The organism is Marinococcus luteus, assembly GCF_034497705.1.
GTDB classification, from domain to species: domain Bacteria; phylum Bacillota; class Bacilli; order Bacillales; family Marinococcaceae; genus Marinococcus; species Marinococcus luteus_A.
Genome location: NZ_JAXRUV010000002.1, coordinates 233,662 through 252,814, shown reverse-complemented (window position 1 = coordinate 252,814; position 19,153 = coordinate 233,662). Strand labels below are relative to the sequence as shown.

Sequence of the window (19,153 nt, the reverse complement as noted above, 5' to 3'; positions counted from 1 at the left end):
TTTGCAAGATTGATTTTTCGATAATAGCAGCTAATACCTTTATACTGGAAAAAAGGCAAAAGCTGAGGTGCAGACAAATAATGACTAATATACAAGTATTAAAACAGGACGCATACGCATTTTTAGAGCAGTATTACCGGGAAACAGACCAGCCGGCGGAAATTTTTCAGGCGCGCTGGGAAAACGTGGAGCAGGAGATTGAAGCTTCCGGGCATTATGAGCATACGTTTGAGGAGATGGCATTCGGAGCGAAGGTTTCCTGGCGCAACAGCAACCGCTGCATCGGTAGGTTTTTCTGGAAAAGCCTGCAGGTTATTGACTGTCGGGACGCGCATACCGGGGAACAGGCGGCTGAAGCGCTCCGCCGCCATATCCGTTACGCAGAAAACGGCGGAAAAATCATTCCGACTATCTCCGTATTTCCTTCGGTCAAAAACGGGCAGGAGCGGATGCGCATATGGAACTATCAGCTGATCCGCTACGCCGGCTACGAACGGGACGGGGAAATCATTGGCGACCCGCAGTCTGCGGCCTTTACAAATTACTGTGAATCTCTGGGATGGAAGGGCGAAGAAACATCGTTTGATCTTCTTCCCCTGGTCGTTCAGGTAAACGAAGGCGATCCCCAGTGGTTTCCGCTGACAGCCGAAGAAGTACTCGAAGTACCGATTACCCACCCGGATAGCGATGCTTTCGCCACTCTCGATTTAAAATGGTACGCTGTCCCCATTGTTTCGGATATGAAAATGGAGATCGGCGGCATCACGTATACGGCCGCGCCGTTTAACGGCTGGTACATGGAAACGGAAATCGGCGCCCGGAACCTCGCAGACGAGGACCGCTACGATATGCTGCCACGGGTTGCAGACGTACTTGGCATCGACCGGACGTACGCGGGAAGTTTATGGAAGGACCGGGCGCTTGTCGAGCTGAACCGCGCTGTGCTTCATTCGTATAAAAAAGCAGGCGTCAGCATGGTGGATCATCACACGGCCGCCTCGCAGTTCAGACGGTTTGAGCAGCAGGAGCAAAAAGCAGGCCGGGAAGTAACCGGAGACTGGACATGGCTGATCCCTCCGGTATCGCCGGCCTCTACTCATATTTTCCACAGCTCCTACCGCAATATCATGCACACGCCTAATTTCTTTTACCAGCAGCACCCTTACAAATAATGATACCAAGAAGCAGGCTTCATCTGCTTCTACATATTTTACGTTTGAATAAATACCCCTTCCGGGAACCCCTATACCAGCACCAAATATTAGAAAGGATGATGAATATGAATTCTACCCAAAAGGAATGCCTCGAAGCCTGCATCGAATGTATGAAGCAGTGCAATCAGTGCTTTAACGACTGCCTGCAAGAAGACGACGTGAAAATGATGGCCGAATGTATACGCCTTGACCGCGAATGTGCAGATATTTGCGCTATGACGGCTAAAGCAATCCAGTCTAACAGTCCATTGATGAAAGAGACCGCTCAGCTGTGTGCAGAGGCCTGCAAGGCATGCGGAGATGAATGTTCCAAGCATGATCACCAGCACTGCAAAGACTGCGCCGATGCCTGCTACCGCTGTGAAAAAGCATGCCGGGAGCTTGCTGCATCATAATTTCTGCACAAAAGCCCCCTCCTAAAAATGGAGAGGGCTTCTTTTTTATGAAAATTTCACCGGTACGCCGGCTGCTTCAAACAGATCATAGAAGGTCGGGCACGTTTTCGACACGCACCCCGGGTCTTCAATATGAATCCCGGGCACCTTCGCTCCGATCAGCGAAAGGGCCATAGCCACCCGGTGATCATCGTACGAGTGAAGCGACACCCCGACCGGTGTTCCCGGGTATACTTTCAGTCCGTCCGAGTATTCATCCACACGGATGCCCATTTTCTGGAGCTCGGTACACGCTGCGTGAATGCGGTCTGATTCGTGATGACGAATATGCTCCACGTCCCGGATAGTAATCGGCGCATCGGCAAACGGAGCCAGGGCAGCAACGGTCAGCGTCTGATCGGACATTTCCTTCATGCTGAGCTCGAACCCGCCCGAAAGCTGTTCCGGGCCTGTGACTTCAATGTAGGTGTCACCTTTTTCCACACGGCAGCCCATCTTTTCAAACACATCCACCATTCCTATATCCGGCTGGTTGGTGTCCATCGTTAAATTATTTATACGGACCGTTCCGGCCGTGAGTGCCGCAAGTGCCATAAAATAACTGGCTGTCGACGCATCTGCTTCAAGCGCCATACTCCGGCCCTGAAAGCTCTTTGCCGGCACCTGCATATCGGTTAAATCCTCATTGTACGTGACCGGTACCCCGAACTGATTCATTAAATCGAGCGTAATGTGTACATAGGCATGCTGCACAATGTAATCCGGAATCCGGATACGCAGGCCTTCCTCTGTATAGGCGCCCGTCAGCAGCAGGCCACTGATAAACTGACTCGATAATTTCCCGGAAATGGTCACTTCTTTCCCGGGGAGCCCGCCCGCATGAATTTCAAGCGGGTAAAACCCCTTTTTACCTATGTAATGAACATCAGCCCCGAGCGTTTCCAGGGCTTCCATTAACGGCTCCACCGGACGTTCACTCATCCGTTTGCTCGCTTCAACTTTGTAAACCCCGCTCCCGGCTGCTGCAAGCGGCCCCGGAAGGAAACGGGCCGTAGTACCGGCAGCGCCTATGTAAAGCTCTGCGTTCTCCTCCGGCCACCGGCCTCCGCATCCGTGGATCGTAACTGTATCGCCCTCCACTTCAGACTTGACGCCAAGCGCCCGGAGCGCACCAAGACACCAGTACGAGTCATCACTTTTTAAAATACCCGAAAGGATGGACGTGCCTTCGGCGAGGGCAGCCATGATCAGTGCCCGATTCGTAAAGCTTTTACTCCCGGGCACTGTTAAAGAGCTCTGAATCGACCCTGGCGCAACTGGAGAAACGTGTACTTTGTCTACATCCGTTAATGATGCCCACGGCGAGCGGGCCCGAAAATCTGGTGTACTCATAAAACATCCGTCCTCTGCATCTTTTTCTACATTACACCATGAACCAGTACTGCGCGCAACCAACGTTTTTCCAAAGGCTTACACCACCCCGGTAAGTGCCGGACTGACCATAAACCAGAGAAGAAGCACCGCCATAACAACCCAGCCGCTCAGCTTCATCCATCCCGGCTCCCGGCGCGAAAAAGCAATCATGCTCATAAATGCGCTGAGTGCAAGCAGCAGAATGCCAATCGTCAGCAGCGAACCGAATAACGGCACAAAGGGACTGTTGTCGGGAAGGGAAAACACCGCTGAAACAATAATCGATACAGCAATCAGCCCGAGACCTCCCAAAGAAGACGTTAAAGAAATTCTGCTGAATTTTTTATCCTTCATTTCATCCTCTCCCTTTTGAGTTCTTTTCTTGTCCTCCTTTCCCTCACGCCTATTTCAAAAACGTGCGTTTACGTTTCCAGATCCATAATATCCTGCACGCCGACATGCCGAACGTCTCCACCTGCCTCTATTTTAATTGTTTTGTTCAGCGCATCCAGATGCAGAATTTTTCCGGTCATTTTGATTTCTGCATAAGGATCAAACACGTGAAGCGTCACTTCCGACCCGGCCGCCATCGCCTCCTGAAGGCGATGGGAAAATTCCTCAAGCTGCTGCTCATCCCAGAGAGGCCTGAACTTCATCCGGTCCTCTTTTTGATGACGCAGCCACATTTCCCGGTGCTCCGGCAGAATCATCCGGCTGGATTCCCAGCGCATATTCGACCCCGGGGTTAATTTGTTTTCCTTCATCCGTAACGCCTCCTTTCGTTTTAGTATACACGAACATTTGTTCTTTTTGTGGTTTATCTTTAAAATATGGAAATTTTTTCTGACAAAAAAGGCCTCCTGCATTAGGAGACCTTAATCATTTCAAGCCCTTTCTGTCTGGAAAAACTGGGGCAGATGCTCCCTGTGGGCTTCGAGCATATCATCAAGCATGTGCTTTGCCTTCGTGTCGGACGGGACGAGAGGATTAATCGTCATTGCCAGAAGAGCCGTCTGGTAGCTTCCCGTCACTGCTGCTTCGGCAGCGACCCGCTCAAACGATTTGATCTGCTGCACAAGCCCCTGGACTGCCACCGGCAGTTCTCCGACAGCCACCGGTCTGGGACCTTCCTTCGTAATGACGGAGCTGATTTCCACCGCCGACTCTGCCGGAATCCCTGTAATGGCACCGCGGTTTCTCGTATTAACCGGCTGGATGTCCCGGGTGTCATTATATATCGAATTGATCAGGCTGCAGGCCGCTTCGCTGTAATAAGCCCCGCCGCGCTGCTCAAGCTGCTCGGGCTTTGTCCGGAGCGTTTCATCGGCATAGAGGGCAAACAGCTCCTCCTCCACCCCCTGGACGACTTCGGCCCGGGTACCTGCTTCTTTGGCAGCCTCCAGTTCCTCGGCCAGCATTTCCTCTGTTTTATAGTAATACCGGTGATAAGGGCAGGGCAGCACCTGCAGAGCCCGGATAAAATCAGGCTCCCATCCGAGCGCTGCGATATTTTTCATGGTGGAGACATTCGCCGGATCTGCCACCGCTTCAAGCGCCTGCTGCTTTATGTCCTGGCCATCGAGGTAAATGTTCAGCCCGTACACCATATGATTCAGCCCCGCAAAATCAATACGGACACGGCTGCCATCTACTCCGAGCGCTTCGGCCACACCCATCTGCATTCCTACCGGCACATTGCAGAGACCGACAATACGTTCATGGTTCGTATAGCGCAGCACCGCTTCTGTCACCATACCGGCCGGATTCGTAAAGTTTACAAGCCACGCGTCCGGACACAGCCGCTCGATGTCATGAACAATGTCAATAATAATCGGAATGGTCCGCAGTCCTTTAAACAATCCGCCCGGCCCGTTTGTTTCCTGGCCGATCACGCCGTAGGAAAGCGGAATCCGCTCGTCCTTCGCCCGTGCTTCAAGCATGCCGACCCGAAACTGGGTGGTGACAAAATCCGCCCCCGGCAGTGCTTCCTCCCGGCTGTAGGAAAGATGCACTGCCATATCGATACCTGCTTCAGCTGCCATGCGCTGGGCGAGTTTTCCTACGATCTCCAGCTTTTCTTTTCCTTCCGGAATATCCACGAGCCACAGCTCCTTCACCGGCAGTTCGTAATGTCTTTTAATAAAGCCCTCCACAAGCTCCGGCGTATAGCTCGAGCCCCCGCCGATCGTTACAATCTTAATACCTTCCTTCATCGTCTCGCTCCTTTTTTCTGCGTGTCTTTATACAGACCAGGCCGCCTGCGTGTAGACAGACGGTCCCGTAATGCTATTTTTCGAATCCGTTATTTTTGTGGACGGCAGTGATCCAGTAGGCACTTTTTTTCGGTGTGCGCTCCTCTGTATCAATATTGACGGAAAAATAGCCGTAGCGGTTTTTGTAGGCATTCATCCACGACCAGTTATCGATAAACGACCAGAGATGGTACCCTTTGGCGTTAGCGCCTTCTTCGATTGCCCGGTGCAGCCATTCGAGATGATCCTGGATGAACTCAATGCGGTAATCATCCTGAATCATGCCATTTTCTATAAACCGGGCCTCGTCCTGGACCCCCATGCCGTTTTCAGAAATGAACGACGGAATATTCCCGTAGTTATCCCGGAGATTCATCATGATGTCATAGACACCCTTCGGATAAATTTCCCATCCGCGGTACGGATTCATCTTCCGGCCGGGCATTTCGTAATGATCGAAAAACCATTCCGGCAGTATTGGAGCACTTGGATTCGGGAGGTTTTCCTTCGCTTTAACCCGGCGAGGCTGATAGTAGTTCACACCCAGCAGGTCGACTTTTCCTTCCTGAATCAGCGTCTTGTCCCCGCTCTCGGTATCCGGAAGCACCCCATGCTCCCCAAGCAGGTCAATCAGCTCCTGCGGATACTCCCCGAGCACCGTCGGATCAAGAAAGCTCCGGTTGAAAAATAAATCGGCAATCCGGGAAGCCTTCAGATCTGCCGGGTGGCTGCTCCGTGGGTACGATGGTGTCAGATTCAAAATAATGCCAATTTCCCCTCCAGCTCGGCCCTTTTCACGAAAAGCTTTCACCGCGAAGACGTGGGACAGAAGCGTATGATAGCCCACCTGGGCCGCCCGCTTCATGTCGACGACGTTAGGATAGTGAAAGTCATACATGTAGCCGCCCTCCACCGGAACAATCGGTTCATTGTGCGTGAACCATTTTTTTACCCGGTCGCCGAACAGATCAAAGCAGATGCCGGCATAACGGCCAAAGTGTTCCGCCGTCTCCCTGTTTTCCCAGCCGCCAATCTCCTGCATCGCCATCGGCATATCAAAATGATATAAACAGACAAATGGCTCCACGTCCTGCGCAATCATTTCGTTGATAACATTGTTGTAAAAATCAACGGCTTCCGGATTCACTTCCCCGGAGCCGTCCGGTATCAGCCGGGACCAAGAGATCGACAAGCGAAAGGAGTTAAAATTAATGTCCTTCATCCGGGCGATGTCGTCCTTGTACTGATGGTAGAAATCGGACGTAGTGCCAGGGCCCACCCCGTTAAAAAAACGATTCGGCTCTTCTTCGAACCATTGATCCCAAATATTTTTCCCTTTGCCGCCTTCAGTTGCGGCGCCTTCAATCTGGGTGGCGGATGTGGCCGCCCCCCACCAGAATCCTTTTGGAAACGTGAACTGCTCTGCCATAGATGGTACCTCCTAAAATGGTTGTGCCTGTGTACGTTTGACAAAAAGCAGGGCCCGGCTTGTTTTTTCTTTCTGCCGGGTCCCTTTTTATACTTACCGGGTGCGATACACTTCCACGATCTCTTCCGCCAGGTCTCTGACCGTCATCGAGGTCATCAGGTGATCCTGCGAATGAATCAGCATGACATTCACGGAAAAGTCTTCACCGCTCGCTTCTTTCGTGAGCAGGTCTGTCTGATAGGAATGTGCTTTCCCGAGCTCTTCCCCTGCTTCCTTGATCAGTTCTTCTGCGCGGTCGAAATTTCCGGCCTTCGCTTCCTGGATCGCTTCCATGGCGTTTGCTTTGCCATTGCCAGCGTATAATATAATCTGAAACGCGGTTTCTGTTAACGCTTCCATATTCTCCACTCCTATTCTGATTTAACCGCTTTTTTGCTTGTTGTCTGCATTTGTCGTTTCTTTTTCTCCTTCTACTTCATTCCGGACATACTGACGGTCCAGAATCCGCAGAAACGGGAACCAGATGATAAACACCACGGCCAGGTTAAACAGCTGCAGGACAGCTCCCTGCCAGGCGTTCCCGGTCGCCAGGAAGCCACTTAAGAAAATCGGGGTGGTCCATGGAACGATGATTCCTGCCGGCTTTGGCACCAGGCCGATCGACATCGTTACATACGTTATGACTGCAATAACGACCGGAGCTACCAGCCACGGAATTAATACCAGTGGGTTCATAATGATCGGCAGACCGAAAATAATCGGTTCGTTAACGTTAAAGAATCCTGGAGGCCCGCCGACTTTGCCGAGCTGCTTCGCCTGTTTGCTGCGTGCGAGCATGAAAAGCCAGAGCACGATCGCAAGCGTCATCCCGGAGCCGCCCATCCCTACAATAAATGTATCAATAAATTGTTTTGTTACAACGTTCGGAAGCTCTTCTCCTGCCTGGAAGGCGCTCAGGTTCTGCTCGTTCAGCGCATACCAGATCGGGTCAAACACGGAGTTAACCAGAATCTGCCCGTGCAGGCCGAAAAACCAGAACACCTGAATCATAAGAACAGCAATGATCGTAGCAGGCAGCCCGCTGCCAAGCGCGGTTAACGGTTCCTGTAAAACGGTATAAATAAAGTTCTGGGCAGATTCAAACGGGGTAAAGCTGAACAAAACGCGGATAGCGAGAAATACGGATAAGGTCAATGACACTGGGATTAAGGCGCTAAACGATCTCGAGACCGCGTCCGGAACCCCAGCCGGCATTTTAATCGTCAGGTTTTTCTGGACGAAGTAGCGGTACAGCTCGGCTGCGAGGAACGCGGTTAATATACCGACGAACATGCCTTCCGCGCCGAGAGTGGAAGTTGGTATAACTCCCTCAACGTCTTCGAAGACCTGCGGTGTTAATATGATAAAACCAGCCAGAGCAACGACACCGCCGTAGAGTGCTTCCACGCCGTAAGAGGCTGTTAATTTATACCCTATACCAACTATAACAAAAAGCCCCATAATACTGAGCGTCGATGCCGAAGCCGGCCCAAGTGCTGCCTGATAGGCTGCAAATGCGTCTTCCCCGATCAGCTGGTCGAGAAAAGGAAAATTGGCGATAACGACGAAAATGGAGCCAAAAATGATTAACGGCAGGGCAATCAAAAACCCGTCGCGCAAGGCCGTCAGATGACGGTTGTTATTCAATTTTTCTGCGATTGGCATCAGAATGTTTTCCAATACCTCCATAAAACGATTCATATGTCTCCCCCCTATTTTTGCTCGTTTAACAGCTTCATGGCGTGATCAAGTACAGCTTTTCCATCCACACGTCCATAAGCGACGGAATCAATAATATCAAGCGGAATACCCTGCTCATCGGCGACCTTGCCAAATTTTTTCTTCATAAAACGCATCTGCGGGCCAATCAAAAGGACATCCGCCTTTTTGATTTCTTCCGGTGCTTTATCCTGGGCTGCTGCCCATATTTCTGCCTGGACCCCCTGCTCCTCGGCTGCTTCCTTCATTTTTGAAACAAGAAGGCTTGTCGACATTCCGGCGGAGCATGCTAATAAAATATTCATTGATATTCCTCCAATTAAAATAAAATGATGTGCGGTTGATATATTCAATATAATAAAATAGCGCTTTCACAGATAGAGAATGTTCTTCCGTTAGGAAGCGGAAATGATTTGCACTTCCTTCCTGCTTCTTTTGTGCTACTTTTATAGTATCCCTAATTGCGCACTGTAGATCATGAAATTTTATAGCGCTTACATACGTGTTTACCTTAAGGGGGGAGAGATATGACTACACGCAGCAACAGCATTTTAAGAGAATTGGTGGCAAGCGGCGTCCCGGTGACTGGAAGCTACCTGGCGTCTTTGCACCAGGTGTCGAGCCGGACCGTCCGGGAGGACATCAAAGGGCTTCAGACAATGCTTCAATCGCACGGGGCAGAAATTGAAGCCATTAAAGGAAAGGGATACCAGCTGAAAATCCTCGACAATGATAAGTTCCGGGCCTATGTTAAGGAGTACCTGCAGCCGGCATCCCCTGATTCCCAGGCGCTCCCCAACCTGCCCGAAGAACGGGTCGCGTATCTGATTCAGCGGCTTCTTCTTGCCAGTTCCTTCATCAAGCTGGATGAGCTTGCCGACGAGATGTTTGTAAGCCGTTCCACGGTACAGAATGACCTGAAAAAGGTAAGGGAGATTTTAAAGGAGTATAATATTGCTCTCGAACGGACGGCCAATGATGGCCTGCATCTTCAGGGAAGCGAGATGCGCATGCGTTTTTGCATCGCTGAATATATTTTCGACCGGCAAAATGAGCAGCCACGCTACGATCAGTCGCTGCCTTTTCTCCACCTTTCCGAAGAAGAACGAAAAAGCATCTGGAGCATCATTTTAAAGCAGATTAAAATGCAGCATATTTCGTTATCCGATATTGCCCTCCACAATTTATTTAACCATATTCTTATTGCCTACCAGCGTATTCAGGACGAGTATTACGTATCGATGTATCACGCAGAATTTGATGAACTGACGCAAAAGCGTGAATACCAGGTAGCCAAAAACATTGTTGAAGAAATCAACCAGACCTGGCAGGTGTCATTCCCCGAAGAAGAGATTGCCTACATTACGCTTCACCTGCTTGGAACCCGCCTGTTTGACAACGAAGAAGGCACTGTTGAGGCAGTAAAAAACTCTCTCGATACCGATACGTATGATATGGTGGTTTTTCTGCTCGCTCACATTGACAAAGAGCTGCATCTGAAGCTCCAGCACGATCAAGAGCTTATCATCGCCCTTGCGCTTCATCTGCAGCCCGCTATCAGCCGGTTCCGTTACAATATGAATGTGCGCAATCCGATGCTTGCCGATATTAAGGCCAACTATCCGCTCGCCTTTGAAGCCGGCGTGGTCGCCGGCATCGCTCTCGAAGAGCATTACGATATTCGTATTGATGAAAATGAAATTGGTTATCTGGCTCTTCATATCGGTGCCGCTCTGGAACGCAGTAAAATGGAAACAATGCCTTCCCGCTGCCTGATCGTCTGTGCCTCCGGCCGCGGAAGCGCCCAGCTACTCTACTACCGGCTTCAGTCAAAGTTCGGAAGACGTCTCCATATTATGGGCACAACGGAATACTACCGGCTTCGGGACATGAATTTTGACCATATCGACGTTATTATCAGCTCAGTTCCGATTTACGACGACCTGCCTGTTCCTGTCCTTCAGGTAAATACGATTCTGAGCGAAGCCGACATGCGAACCATCGAGGCCTTCATTACCAAAGAACCCGCTATCCGCACGTATTTACGGGAGTCCCTCGTCTTTTTGCACCAACCGTTTTCGACTACTGGGCAGATACTCACGTTTTTCGAACGGGAGCTGGCGGCCCGGCGCTTGATTGATGATGGTTTTCTCGATTCTGTTCTCGAGCGGGAAAATGTGGCCTCGACTGCCTTCGGCAATCTTGTCGCCATTCCTCATCCGGTCACGCCGAAGACCGAGGAGACCTTCTTGGCTTTCTGCACACTCGATAAACCTGTTCGCTGGGGTGAGCGGCCTGTGCAGCTTGTCTGCCTGTTAAATGTAAAAAAAGACAGCACCGAAGACCTCCAGGAGATGTATGAGCTGCTCGGCCGGGTGATTGAACAGCCGAAATTAATTCAACGGCTGTTAAAAGCAGAAACTGCTGAAGGGTTTCTCCAGCTCCTCGCCTCTTCCTGATTTGATGAAGCAGAGAAAATGACTCTTCTCTGCTTTTTTTCTTTCTGGAAAACGATTTTCGTAAATTATTCACATCCTTTCCTCCTTTCCGAACGTATTGTTTGTTATAAAGGAATAAGACGTTTATAATCACGTTTTCGTTCATATAAAAGGAGGAAAAACCTATGCGCCGTTTAATCGCCTGCGTAGCCGCAGGCTTCCTGCTTTCGCCTGCAGTGGCTGAAGCACATACACACCTCGAAAGCTCCGACCCTGAAGACGGGGCCACGGTAGAAGCACCGGAAGACATCACGTTTTATTTTGACGGTCCTATTGAAGACTACAACGGGGTTACGGTCAAAGATGCAGAAGGAAATGACGTGGAAACCGCTGATATTTCCATCGAACCCGAGGATCAATTGAACGTAACGATGGAAGAGCCGCTCGAAGCCGGAGAATACGAAGCCTCTTTTGATATTGTCAGTGAAGACGGCCACATTATGGAGGACAGCTCTTCCTTTACTGTAGAAGAAGCAGCCGAAGAAGAAACATCCGAAGAAGAAGCAGCCACCTCCGAGGACGCCTCCTCTTCTGAAAACAACGCGGAAGGAGCGGAGGAAAACGCTGACGGTGAAACCGAAAGCGCCATTAATGAAGAAGAAGCCGGCTCCGGGTTCGGCATAACCATTGGAGTGATCGGCCTCGGTCTCGTAGTTGCCATTGTGGCCCTATTCCTGTTCCGCCTTAAACGCCGGACATGATTCTTGCAGCAGGCAATGCTCTGCAGTATTTGTTTTTTGCTGTGCTCGCCGGTACGCTTGTGCTTCAGCTTATCCCTGCAACGCACCGGCCGGCTCTTTCCATCCCGTTTTTCGTTCCGGCAGCAGCCGCAGCCCTGCTGCCCGTCGTATCCTTCGTGCCCATCGCCCAGCTCACCCGCACGATAGCTTCTGGCAGGGACATGCCTTTTTTTGGCGCTCTTGAGCGCATATTGTTCCAGTACGAAGTAGGCCAGAGCTGGGTAGCACTGTTTGTCCTGAGCTTTTTTCTGCTCGGGATATTTATTCTTTTCTTTCATTCCACCGGCATGCCGCGCGCTGCTGCCGTGGTCGGGCTCGTTCTTATTATGGGAATGATTGGCGCTCTCGGAGCATCCGGCCACGCTGCGAATGCGATTCCGCTCATCGGCGGGACACTTCACTTTTTCCATCTGCTTGCCGTGAGTCTGTGGATTGGAACGCTTTTGATGGTAAGCTGGTTTGCCGTTTCCTATAAACAATGGGCTTCTTTTCTGGAATGGTTCACACTGATCGCTGTCATGTGTGTCATCATCATAGCCTTTACCGGCGTTATCATGGGACAGCTGCTGACAGACCCATTTATCGGCTCATGGGCTCTTCCATACGGTGAAGCCCTCATATGGAAGCATTTGTTTTATATTGTTATTCTCATTTTTGCGCTTTTTAACGGAATATTCATCCGCAGGCGCCTGCAGCAGGTCACGGATTACAATCCACGTCCCTGGCTGCGGGCGGAAAGCCTGACCGCCATGCTCATCTTTGTGATTACTGCTTTTATGACCGAGCAGGAGCCAGGCGGCAGTCTGCATTATGAAAACCCGGCTTTTTTGTTTCATGTACTCTATCCTGCTTCTATAACGGATAGTGCTTCCTTTCAGCTGCAGCTGAATCCCATAACCATTTTAAGCGTGCTGTTGTCCATTGGATTTTTATACTTGATGGTCCAGAGCTTTTATCGCGGACGCTCGCCGGTCAGCGTTTTCGTTCTCGGCTGTATGTTTGTGCTTAGTGCATATACCGGTCTCGTTTATATTCTGGATTTTGCCTGAGCAGGACTGCTGCATAAGCACTCATGGAAGTATTCATGAGTGCTTTTTTATTTGCACAGCAGTATTTCCGGGAAATAATTTCAATTATGAACGGGCGGGGGTATTATATTTCATTTGAAAAATAAACGGTATTTTAACGAATCCATGCAGCTGAAGGATCAGCAGTAAAACTGCTTTCTTGAAAAGCTTCACTTTTTTTCCATTTACCCGATATGAAGTAAGAGAAGGAATTTGTTTACATATTGGGGGAGTGGATGAACGTGAAGGAAAAATTATTACAGCCGAATCTTCGAAAAAAATTACTCATATGGTTTTTAGTGATCGGCCTGGTTCCGGCTGCGGCTGTCGCTTTTTTTGTCTTTCAGGAAAGCAGCAGTGTCGTAGTGGCTGAAGAAGAAGAAAAACTGACGATGACTTCTGAAACCGCCGCAGAGGAGATGGACCGCTGGCTCGTCAAACGGCTTGATGAAATTGTACTCGCTGCGGGAACGCAGGATATGAGCAGCGGCGATACCGATACCCGCCTCAGTCTGATGAACCAGATCATGGAACGCGATGAAACATTTGAAACCGTCGTATTTACCGGCAAAAGTGGAATCGTAGAGGCGCATACTACTGAAGAAAACATAGGGGAACTCGATCTCGGCGACAGAGACTACTTTAAGAATGGGATGAGCGGCGAGACTACGATCTCCGACGTCCTTAACTCCAATGCTACCGGAAACCGCATTGTGGTCGTGGCTTCTCCGGTGACCGCCTCTAATGGCGAGATTGCCGGCGTTATGTCTGCATCTGTTAATTTTGATGCTTTAATGAAGCGTTATACAGACAACGAAAAGGAAAACAGCGCTGTTCCTATTCTCGTGGATAATCAAAACGTCATCCAGCTTCATCCGCAGGAAGACCTTACCGGCCAGCCGGTCGGCCAGGCTGATATCAGCGGTGAATGGCAGGAGCTGCTTGCCCAGGATCAGGAGGAAGCATCCTCCACGACAATAGAAAACGGCAATGAACAATTGCTCGTATCCGCTGCGCCGGTTCAGGAAGCAGGCTATAAAATTTTCTTTCTGACGCCAATGGAGGAGATCCTCGCAGCAACAAACGCCCTCAAGTGGACAGTGCTTACGATTATCGGCGTGGCAGCTCTGCTCATTATTGGTGCTGCCATTCTGATCGCGGGCCGTATTACAAAGCCTATCCGTTTAATTACCGACCGGGTGAAGCAGGTAGCCGATGATGATTTAACCGGTGAGGATATTGAGCTGAACCAGCGGGATGAAATCGGCCAGCTTGCCATGCATTTTAACCGGATGAGCACCAGGCTGAAGGAGCTGATTGGCCAGTTTGATATGAGCTCCCGTCTTCTTCAGGACTCATCAGAACAGCTTTTATCAAATTCCAATACCTCCAGCCAGGCCATTACCGAAGTCAATGCCTCCCTGCAGCAGGTAGCCTCAGGCTCGGAGCAGCAGTCTGTAAGTATTAAAGAAAGCGCCGGTGCCATGGAGGAGGTCTCCAAAGGCGTCCAGGAAGTGGCGGGCAGCACGACCTCCATTTCCGAGCATGCGGCTTCGACGACAGAAAAAGCGAACGGCGGCCTCATTACGGTGAGCGACGCCCTGGAAAAAATGCGCTCCATTCATGCCTCCGTCGAACGATCCAATGAAGTAAACCAGACGCTGAGCGCCCGCTCCCGGGAAATTGAAAACATTTTAAATGTCATCACTGCCATTTCAGAGCAGACCAACCTGCTTGCCTTAAATGCTGCTATTGAAGCAGCCAGGGCTGGAGAGCACGGCAAAGGGTTTGCCGTCGTCGCAGAAGAAGTCCGAAAGCTAGCTGAGCAGTCCCGGGATTCTTCCTCCCAGATTGCTTCCATTATTACTACGATTCAGACAGAAATTCAGGATTCTGCCGTTTCCATGGAGCAGGTCACCGGCGAGGTTCAGGACGGTCTGCAGATGACCGAACAGGCGAAGGCAGCTTTTCAGGAAATTTCGGATTACACGAACGAAGTCAGCGTGCGCCTTGAAAGTGTGGCAGCTACTTCGGAGCAAATGGCGGCAAGCTCCCAGGAAATCACTGCTTCCTTTGACGAAATCTCGGCAATATCTGAACACAATGCCGGCACTTCCCAAAGCGTGGCCTCAGCCTCGGAAACGCAGCTTCAGGCAGTGGAGGAGATCGACGCTCTCGCAGAAGCGCTGAATATGATGTCCAAAGAGTTAAATACAATCGTTTCCCATTTCAAAACAGAAAACGACTAAATCCCAAAAAGATCCCGGCTCTCGTATCGAGCCGGGATCTTTATTTATGAGCTTCCGAAGATCAGCCTTAACGAAACAAAGACAAGACTAATGGCAAGCACGCGCAGAATAATAGCGCCCGGCAGCTTCGCCGCAAGCGCAGAACCAATCTGGCCGCCGATTACAGCCCCAATCGCCAGCCAGAGCACGCTCTCCCACTGCACGTGGCCGAACCAGGCATGAGCCGCCGTTCCCACTGCCGCCGAAAGTACCATTAAAAACATCGAGGTGGCCGTTGCAATATGGGGCGGAAAAGCAAGCAGCATCACCATGGTAGGCACCATAACAGATCCTCCCCCGACACCAAACGACGTTGAAATAACGCCGACAGCCAGCGCAATCGACAAGCCGATCCAGCGATTGTATGAGTATTCATATGTATGGCCGGTAAGGTCTGTGAACGTCCGGCTTGTCGTCGGCCTGCCGGCGCTCCGCTGTTTGTTTTTCGGCCGGAACAGCAGAAACAGGGCCATGCAGAATAAAAAGATGCCAAACGCAGTATAAAACGTATCTGTATCAAAAAACTGGGTCAGCCACGCCCCAAAGACTGCGCCCGGCATCATGGCAAGCGCAAAATAGACACCGCTTTTATAATCAATCCGTTTTTGCTTCGAATATGTCCACGTGCTTGAAATGGCAGTAAACAAAAGAACTGCCATCGAGGTGCCGGCAATATCCGAGGCCGGCATCGGAAAGAACAGTGCAAGTATCGGTACAATAATAAACGCTCCGCCGAGGCCGACCAGCGAACCGCAGGCAGCAGCAAATATGCCTGTGAGCAGCAGTAAAACAGCTTCCATCATTTCCTTGTCCTCTTTTCTTCTATGTAGTTCAACTCCATTTTAGCATGAACAGCCATCAAAAAAAGCCGGCTTATCCAGCCGGCCCGCCCGAACCCCGTCCTACGTTGTTACCGGGGCATCGTTTACCTGTTTCACAAACTCCCGCATAATGGCAGGCAGATCCGGCCATGCGTGCCCGGAAACCAGGTTTTTATCCACGTAATCCATTTCATTGATATACTCTGCGCCCATGCTTTCCACTTCCGGCTTGCACGCCTGGTAAGCGGTCAATTTTCTTCCTTTGGCCACCTCTGCGATTGGTGTCAGCACAAGGCTTCCGTGGCACATAATCGCAATTGGCTTATCCTTTTCAAAGAAATGCTTTACGATTTCAAGCAGGTCCTTGTTCATCCGGATGTGCTCCGGTGCTCTTCCTCCCGGAATAATCAGCGCATCGTAGTCAGAGACGTTTACGTCTTCAAAAGCGATATTCGCTTCGATGCCGTACCCCGGCTTTTCCGTATACGTTTCCCAGTCCTCAAAGTCGTGAATTACCGTATGCAGCTTTTTGACACTGGCAGCTGCCAGATCCACATGAAATCCTTCCTCCATGCACCGAAAATACGGGTAATACACCTCCAGCGCTTCCACGGCATCACCGGCCACGATCAATACTCTTTTCGCACTCATCGTACACGCTCCTTTTCTGATTGATGGAAAGCTTACTTTTATTTTATACCCCTTTTGATGTAATAGAAATATGTTTTCTGCATAAAAGTTTAAGCACGACCGCAGCTTTCTCTTTTCTGCAGCTCGGTGCCCACAAGCACCGTTTTGGGAACCGTTCTCCGTCCATCGAGTCTTTCAAGCAGAAGATCCACCGCCGTCTCCCCCATCACTTCTGTGTAAACCTTCACGGACGTAAGCGGCGGATAAACAAATTTCGCGACGCTGACGTCATTGACGCTGGCCACACTGATGTCTTCCGGTACTCTGATCTGCGCTTCATGGAGCGCGCGCAGGCATCCTACTGCCATCGTGTCATTGGCCACAAACAGAGCTGTCGGTCTCGTTTCTGCAGCCTCAGCGGCCAGTTCGTTTTTTGTTAAATCATAACCATCCTGAACCGTGAAGCGGCCCGTTCGCATCCAGGGCGTTGTATGGCGTTCTTTTTCAGTCATCAGCCGGCGGAATGTCTCTTCCCTCGGGTCCGGAATCGTCACCGTTTCTGACGGGTACGACTCCCGTCCGCCCAGATAGCCGATACGCTTGTGCCCCAGCTCCCGGAGATACGTAAGAACTTTTTCCGTCACCCGCTGAAAATCGGCAATAACGGAGTCGAACGTCTCTTCATCCGGAGTGGAATCCACAAAGACGAGCTGAGTGCTCACATGCTGCAGACGTTCCGCCTGCGCTTGGCTGAATTTACCTACGGCAATGACCGGCTCGCTTTCGGCCGCTTCCTGGTTCAGGAATTCTTCAAGCAGCAGGCGCCGGGCCCGGATGCCCAGCTCATCACAGCGTTTTTCAATACCAAGGCGGATCGACAGATAATAGAGATCTTCGAGTTCTTCCTGTTCGGTATACCAGTAAACGATAGTAAGGGCCTGAACGGCCTGTTTCCGTTTGGCGTGCTTCGTATAGTTCAGCGCTTCGGCGGTCTGGAAAATACGCTGCTTTGTGCTTTCCGCCACAGAGAGCGTGTCATCGTAGTTCAGCACCCTGGAGACAGTCGCTATCGACACGCCGGCTTCTTTTGCGATATCCTTTATCGTTGCCATGTCATCAGCTTCCTTTTATTTTTCTTTGAGCTCTAAGGGCAGAGCATGTAAAAACTGAAGGAACCCGCTTCGTCCGGCAGCATCCTGCTTGAAAACGCCGGCGTGATGCAGCACCTCCATAAATTTTTTACCCACACCCTGTTCGACCTTCTGCCGTACTTCAGCCTTCGGTCGTCCCTCCAGCTTACCGCGTAGCTCTTCGGCCCACGTTGCGTGCTGTCCGGGCACAGTCCCCCCAAGTCCTGCAGCAAACTCAGTGATCTGGTCGAGCTCACCGAGGAGTCTTGCCGGAAGAACAGCTAGTCCCATGACTTCGATCAGACCGATATTTTCTTTTTTAATATGATGCACTTCCTCGTGCGGATGAAACAGGCCGTACGGACGCTGATTGGTCTTCCGGTTGTTGCGCAGCACTATATCCATTTCCCAGGCCGTGCCATTTTTCCTTGCAATCGGTGTTACCGTGTTATGCGGTTCTACGCCGGAGTAAGCTTCTATCTCAAGCTTCGTATCGGTATAATCCTGCCAGGTTTTCCTTACAGCTTCCGCAGCCTCAATCACGCTTGTCTGCTCTTCCGAGCGAAGCCGCAGAACGCTCATCGGCCAGTGAACAATTTCCACAGTTAAATCCGAATTTCCCACGACCCCAAAAACAGTTTCCGGCTCTGCCTCTTCCAGGGCAAAGGTATACCTTCCGCCCTGGTAGTGATCATGGGATAAAATCGATCCGCCCACTACCGGAAGATCGGCGTTTGAGCCCATGAAATAATGCGGAAACTGCTCTACGAATCCAAGCAGGCGGGTAAAGGTTTCCCGGTTGATTTTCATATCCCGGTGGTACTCGCTGAGAAGAATGGAATGCTCCGGGTAATAAATATACGGGGAATACTGCAGATACCACGTTTCCCCTTCAAGCTCTGTCCGGACTAACCGGTGGTTCGACCGGGCCGGATGGCCGATCCTCCCCGGGTATCCTTCATTTTCTTTACACAGAACGCATTTCGGGTACGACACCGGCGCACTCTTCTGCTTTTGTGCTTCAATATCACGCGGATCTTTTTCCGGCTTGGACAAATTGATCGTAATATCGATCGTCCCATAGGAAGATGCATACGGGAAATGAACGTTTTTGGCTACCCGGTCCATCTGAATGTAGTTGGAGGACCGGCTCAGCCAGTAAAAATAATCGGTTGCTTCGACCGGGTTCCGACTGTGCTTTTCTTCAAAGGTCCGCTGGACGTCAGAAGGCCGGGGAAGGAAAATATTCATGATGTCTGCTTTGGCCTGCTCCCGCCTGTCGAGCAAATCCTCCACGATCCCTGCCTCCACCATGTAGGAGATGAGCTGCCCGAGCAGTTCCTCAAACGGCTTTGGGCCTCCAGCTGCATTTTCATCAATCGCTTCGAGGTGAAGCTCCCGCAGCAGCTGATTGCGTGCATACACCTTATCTTCTGCATGAATCAATTTATTTTCTTCTGCCCAATCGACGAGCGACATGATGGCTGAATCCACCTGCATGGCCATAGAACCTCTCCT

At 50.7% G+C, this 19,153-nt stretch carries 18 protein-coding genes; 6 read left to right on the top strand and 12 right to left on the bottom strand.

The window, feature by feature from the left end:
• Window positions 1–80: 80 nt before the first annotated feature.
• Window positions 81–1,172 (top strand): nitric oxide synthase oxygenase, encoded by a 1,092-nt coding sequence (locus Q9M42_RS05355; RefSeq protein WP_322525489.1) that lies wholly within the window; start codon window positions 81–83, stop codon window positions 1,170–1,172.
• Window positions 1,173–1,279: 107 nt separating this feature from the next.
• Window positions 1,280–1,609 (top strand): four-helix bundle copper-binding protein, encoded by a 330-nt coding sequence (locus Q9M42_RS05350; RefSeq protein WP_322525488.1) that lies wholly within the window; start codon window positions 1,280–1,282, stop codon window positions 1,607–1,609.
• 45 nt (window positions 1,610–1,654) lie between these two features.
• Here Q9M42_RS05350 and aroA read toward each other — a convergent pair whose 3' ends face one another.
• The 8 genes from aroA to Q9M42_RS05310 all read right to left on the bottom strand — a co-directional run bounded on the left by aroA (window position 1,655) and on the right by Q9M42_RS05310 (window position 8,766).
• On the bottom strand, window positions 1,655–3,001 hold the full coding sequence (gene aroA, locus Q9M42_RS05345) for a 3-phosphoshikimate 1-carboxyvinyltransferase (protein ID WP_322525487.1): 1,347 nt from the start codon (window positions 2,999–3,001) through the stop codon (window positions 1,655–1,657).
• A gap of 78 nt (window positions 3,002–3,079) precedes the next feature.
• On the bottom strand, window positions 3,080–3,376 hold the full coding sequence (locus Q9M42_RS05340; protein ID WP_322525486.1) for a hypothetical protein: 297 nt from the start codon (window positions 3,374–3,376) through the stop codon (window positions 3,080–3,082).
• A 68-nt stretch (window positions 3,377–3,444) separates the two neighbouring features.
• Window positions 3,445–3,786 carry a YolD-like family protein gene (locus tag Q9M42_RS05335; protein WP_322525485.1) on the bottom strand — a complete coding sequence of 114 codons (342 nt, stop codon included), beginning with the start codon at window positions 3,784–3,786 and terminating at the stop codon, window positions 3,445–3,447.
• A 120-nt stretch (window positions 3,787–3,906) separates the two neighbouring features.
• Entirely contained in the window at window positions 3,907–5,235 is a 1,329-nt protein-coding gene (locus Q9M42_RS05330; RefSeq protein WP_322525484.1) for a 6-phospho-beta-glucosidase, read from the bottom strand.
• Between the two features lie 73 nt (window positions 5,236–5,308).
• The gene (locus Q9M42_RS05325) at window positions 5,309–6,703 is read right to left on the bottom strand and encodes a glycoside hydrolase family 1 protein (RefSeq protein WP_322525483.1); all 1,395 of its coding nucleotides are present in this window, start codon (window positions 6,701–6,703) and stop codon (window positions 5,309–5,311) included.
• A gap of 93 nt (window positions 6,704–6,796) precedes the next feature.
• Window positions 6,797–7,102, bottom strand: coding sequence for a PTS lactose/cellobiose transporter subunit IIA (locus tag Q9M42_RS05320; RefSeq protein ID WP_322525482.1), 306 nt, complete (start codon window positions 7,100–7,102; stop codon window positions 6,797–6,799).
• A 21-nt stretch (window positions 7,103–7,123) separates the two neighbouring features.
• Window positions 7,124–8,443 (bottom strand): PTS cellobiose transporter subunit IIC, encoded by a 1,320-nt coding sequence (gene celB / locus Q9M42_RS05315; RefSeq protein ID WP_322525481.1) that lies wholly within the window; start codon window positions 8,441–8,443, stop codon window positions 7,124–7,126.
• An 11-nt stretch (window positions 8,444–8,454) separates the two neighbouring features.
• A complete protein-coding gene (locus Q9M42_RS05310; RefSeq protein ID WP_322525480.1) occupies window positions 8,455–8,766 on the bottom strand; it encodes a PTS sugar transporter subunit IIB in 312 nt (103 codons plus the stop codon).
• A 222-nt stretch (window positions 8,767–8,988) separates the two neighbouring features.
• On the opposite strand from Q9M42_RS05310, the gene Q9M42_RS05305 reads away from it, so the two are divergent.
• The 4 genes from Q9M42_RS05305 to Q9M42_RS05290 all read left to right on the top strand — a co-directional run bounded on the left by Q9M42_RS05305 (window position 8,989) and on the right by Q9M42_RS05290 (window position 15,015).
• On the top strand, window positions 8,989–10,920 hold the full coding sequence (locus Q9M42_RS05305; RefSeq protein WP_322525479.1) for a BglG family transcription antiterminator: 1,932 nt from the start codon (window positions 8,989–8,991) through the stop codon (window positions 10,918–10,920).
• A gap of 164 nt (window positions 10,921–11,084) precedes the next feature.
• Window positions 11,085–11,660: a copper resistance CopC family protein gene (locus Q9M42_RS05300; RefSeq protein WP_322525478.1), complete on the top strand. Its 576-nt coding sequence runs from the start codon at window positions 11,085–11,087 to the stop codon at window positions 11,658–11,660.
• Window positions 11,657–12,748 carry a copper resistance D family protein gene (locus Q9M42_RS05295; protein ID WP_322525477.1) on the top strand — a complete coding sequence of 364 codons (1,092 nt, stop codon included), beginning with the start codon at window positions 11,657–11,659 and terminating at the stop codon, window positions 12,746–12,748. Before Q9M42_RS05300 ends, Q9M42_RS05295 begins: the two co-directional genes overlap by 4 nt.
• A 260-nt stretch (window positions 12,749–13,008) precedes the next feature.
• Window positions 13,009–15,015: a methyl-accepting chemotaxis protein gene (locus Q9M42_RS05290; protein WP_322525476.1), complete on the top strand. Its 2,007-nt coding sequence runs from the start codon at window positions 13,009–13,011 to the stop codon at window positions 15,013–15,015.
• A 44-nt stretch (window positions 15,016–15,059) separates the two neighbouring features.
• Here Q9M42_RS05290 and Q9M42_RS05285 read toward each other — a convergent pair whose 3' ends face one another.
• The 4 genes from Q9M42_RS05285 to Q9M42_RS05270 all read right to left on the bottom strand — a co-directional run bounded on the left by Q9M42_RS05285 (window position 15,060) and on the right by Q9M42_RS05270 (window position 19,141).
• The gene (locus Q9M42_RS05285) at window positions 15,060–15,857 is read right to left on the bottom strand and encodes a sulfite exporter TauE/SafE family protein (protein WP_322525475.1); all 798 of its coding nucleotides are present in this window, start codon (window positions 15,855–15,857) and stop codon (window positions 15,060–15,062) included.
• 99 nt (window positions 15,858–15,956) lie between these two features.
• Window positions 15,957–16,526: a DJ-1/PfpI family protein gene (locus Q9M42_RS05280; protein ID WP_322525474.1), complete on the bottom strand. Its 570-nt coding sequence runs from the start codon at window positions 16,524–16,526 to the stop codon at window positions 15,957–15,959.
• A gap of 89 nt (window positions 16,527–16,615) precedes the next feature.
• Window positions 16,616–17,617: a LacI family DNA-binding transcriptional regulator gene (locus Q9M42_RS05275; protein ID WP_322525473.1), complete on the bottom strand. Its 1,002-nt coding sequence runs from the start codon at window positions 17,615–17,617 to the stop codon at window positions 16,616–16,618.
• Window positions 17,618–17,632: 15 nt separating this feature from the next.
• Window positions 17,633–19,141 carry a UDP-glucose--hexose-1-phosphate uridylyltransferase gene (locus Q9M42_RS05270; protein ID WP_322525472.1) on the bottom strand — a complete coding sequence of 503 codons (1,509 nt, stop codon included), beginning with the start codon at window positions 19,139–19,141 and terminating at the stop codon, window positions 17,633–17,635.
• Between the last annotated feature and the right edge of the window lie 12 nt (window positions 19,142–19,153).

Coding starts and splice junctions, on each gene's coding strand:
- celB (WP_322525481.1), bottom strand. CDS start 8,443: ATGAATCGTTTTATGGAGGTATTGGAAAACATTCTGATGCCAATCGCA.
- Q9M42_RS05325 (WP_322525483.1), bottom strand. CDS start 6,703: ATGGCAGAGCAGTTCACGTTTCCAAAAGGATTCTGGTGGGGGGCGGCC.
- Q9M42_RS05310 (WP_322525480.1), bottom strand. CDS start 8,766: ATGAATATTTTATTAGCATGCTCCGCCGGAATGTCGACAAGCCTTCTT.
- Q9M42_RS05300 (WP_322525478.1), top strand. CDS start 11,085: ATGCGCCGTTTAATCGCCTGCGTAGCCGCAGGCTTCCTGCTTTCGCCT.
- Q9M42_RS05340 (WP_322525486.1), bottom strand. CDS start 3,376: ATGAAGGATAAAAAATTCAGCAGAATTTCTTTAACGTCTTCTTTGGGA.
- Q9M42_RS05330 (WP_322525484.1), bottom strand. CDS start 5,235: ATGAAGGAAGGTATTAAGATTGTAACGATCGGCGGGGGCTCGAGCTAT.
- Q9M42_RS05295 (WP_322525477.1), top strand. CDS start 11,657: ATGATTCTTGCAGCAGGCAATGCTCTGCAGTATTTGTTTTTTGCTGTG.
- Q9M42_RS05285 (WP_322525475.1), bottom strand. CDS start 15,857: ATGATGGAAGCTGTTTTACTGCTGCTCACAGGCATATTTGCTGCTGCC.
- Q9M42_RS05275 (WP_322525473.1), bottom strand. CDS start 17,617: ATGGCAACGATAAAGGATATCGCAAAAGAAGCCGGCGTGTCGATAGCG.
- Q9M42_RS05305 (WP_322525479.1), top strand. CDS start 8,989: ATGACTACACGCAGCAACAGCATTTTAAGAGAATTGGTGGCAAGCGGC.
- Q9M42_RS05320 (WP_322525482.1), bottom strand. CDS start 7,102: ATGGAAGCGTTAACAGAAACCGCGTTTCAGATTATATTATACGCTGGC.
- Q9M42_RS05280 (WP_322525474.1), bottom strand. CDS start 16,526: ATGAGTGCGAAAAGAGTATTGATCGTGGCCGGTGATGCCGTGGAAGCG.
- aroA (WP_322525487.1), bottom strand. CDS start 3,001: ATGAGTACACCAGATTTTCGGGCCCGCTCGCCGTGGGCATCATTAACG.
- Q9M42_RS05270 (WP_322525472.1), bottom strand. CDS start 19,141: ATGGCCATGCAGGTGGATTCAGCCATCATGTCGCTCGTCGATTGGGCA.
- Q9M42_RS05355 (WP_322525489.1), top strand. CDS start 81: ATGACTAATATACAAGTATTAAAACAGGACGCATACGCATTTTTAGAG.
- Q9M42_RS05350 (WP_322525488.1), top strand. CDS start 1,280: ATGAATTCTACCCAAAAGGAATGCCTCGAAGCCTGCATCGAATGTATG.
- Q9M42_RS05335 (WP_322525485.1), bottom strand. CDS start 3,786: ATGAAGGAAAACAAATTAACCCCGGGGTCGAATATGCGCTGGGAATCC.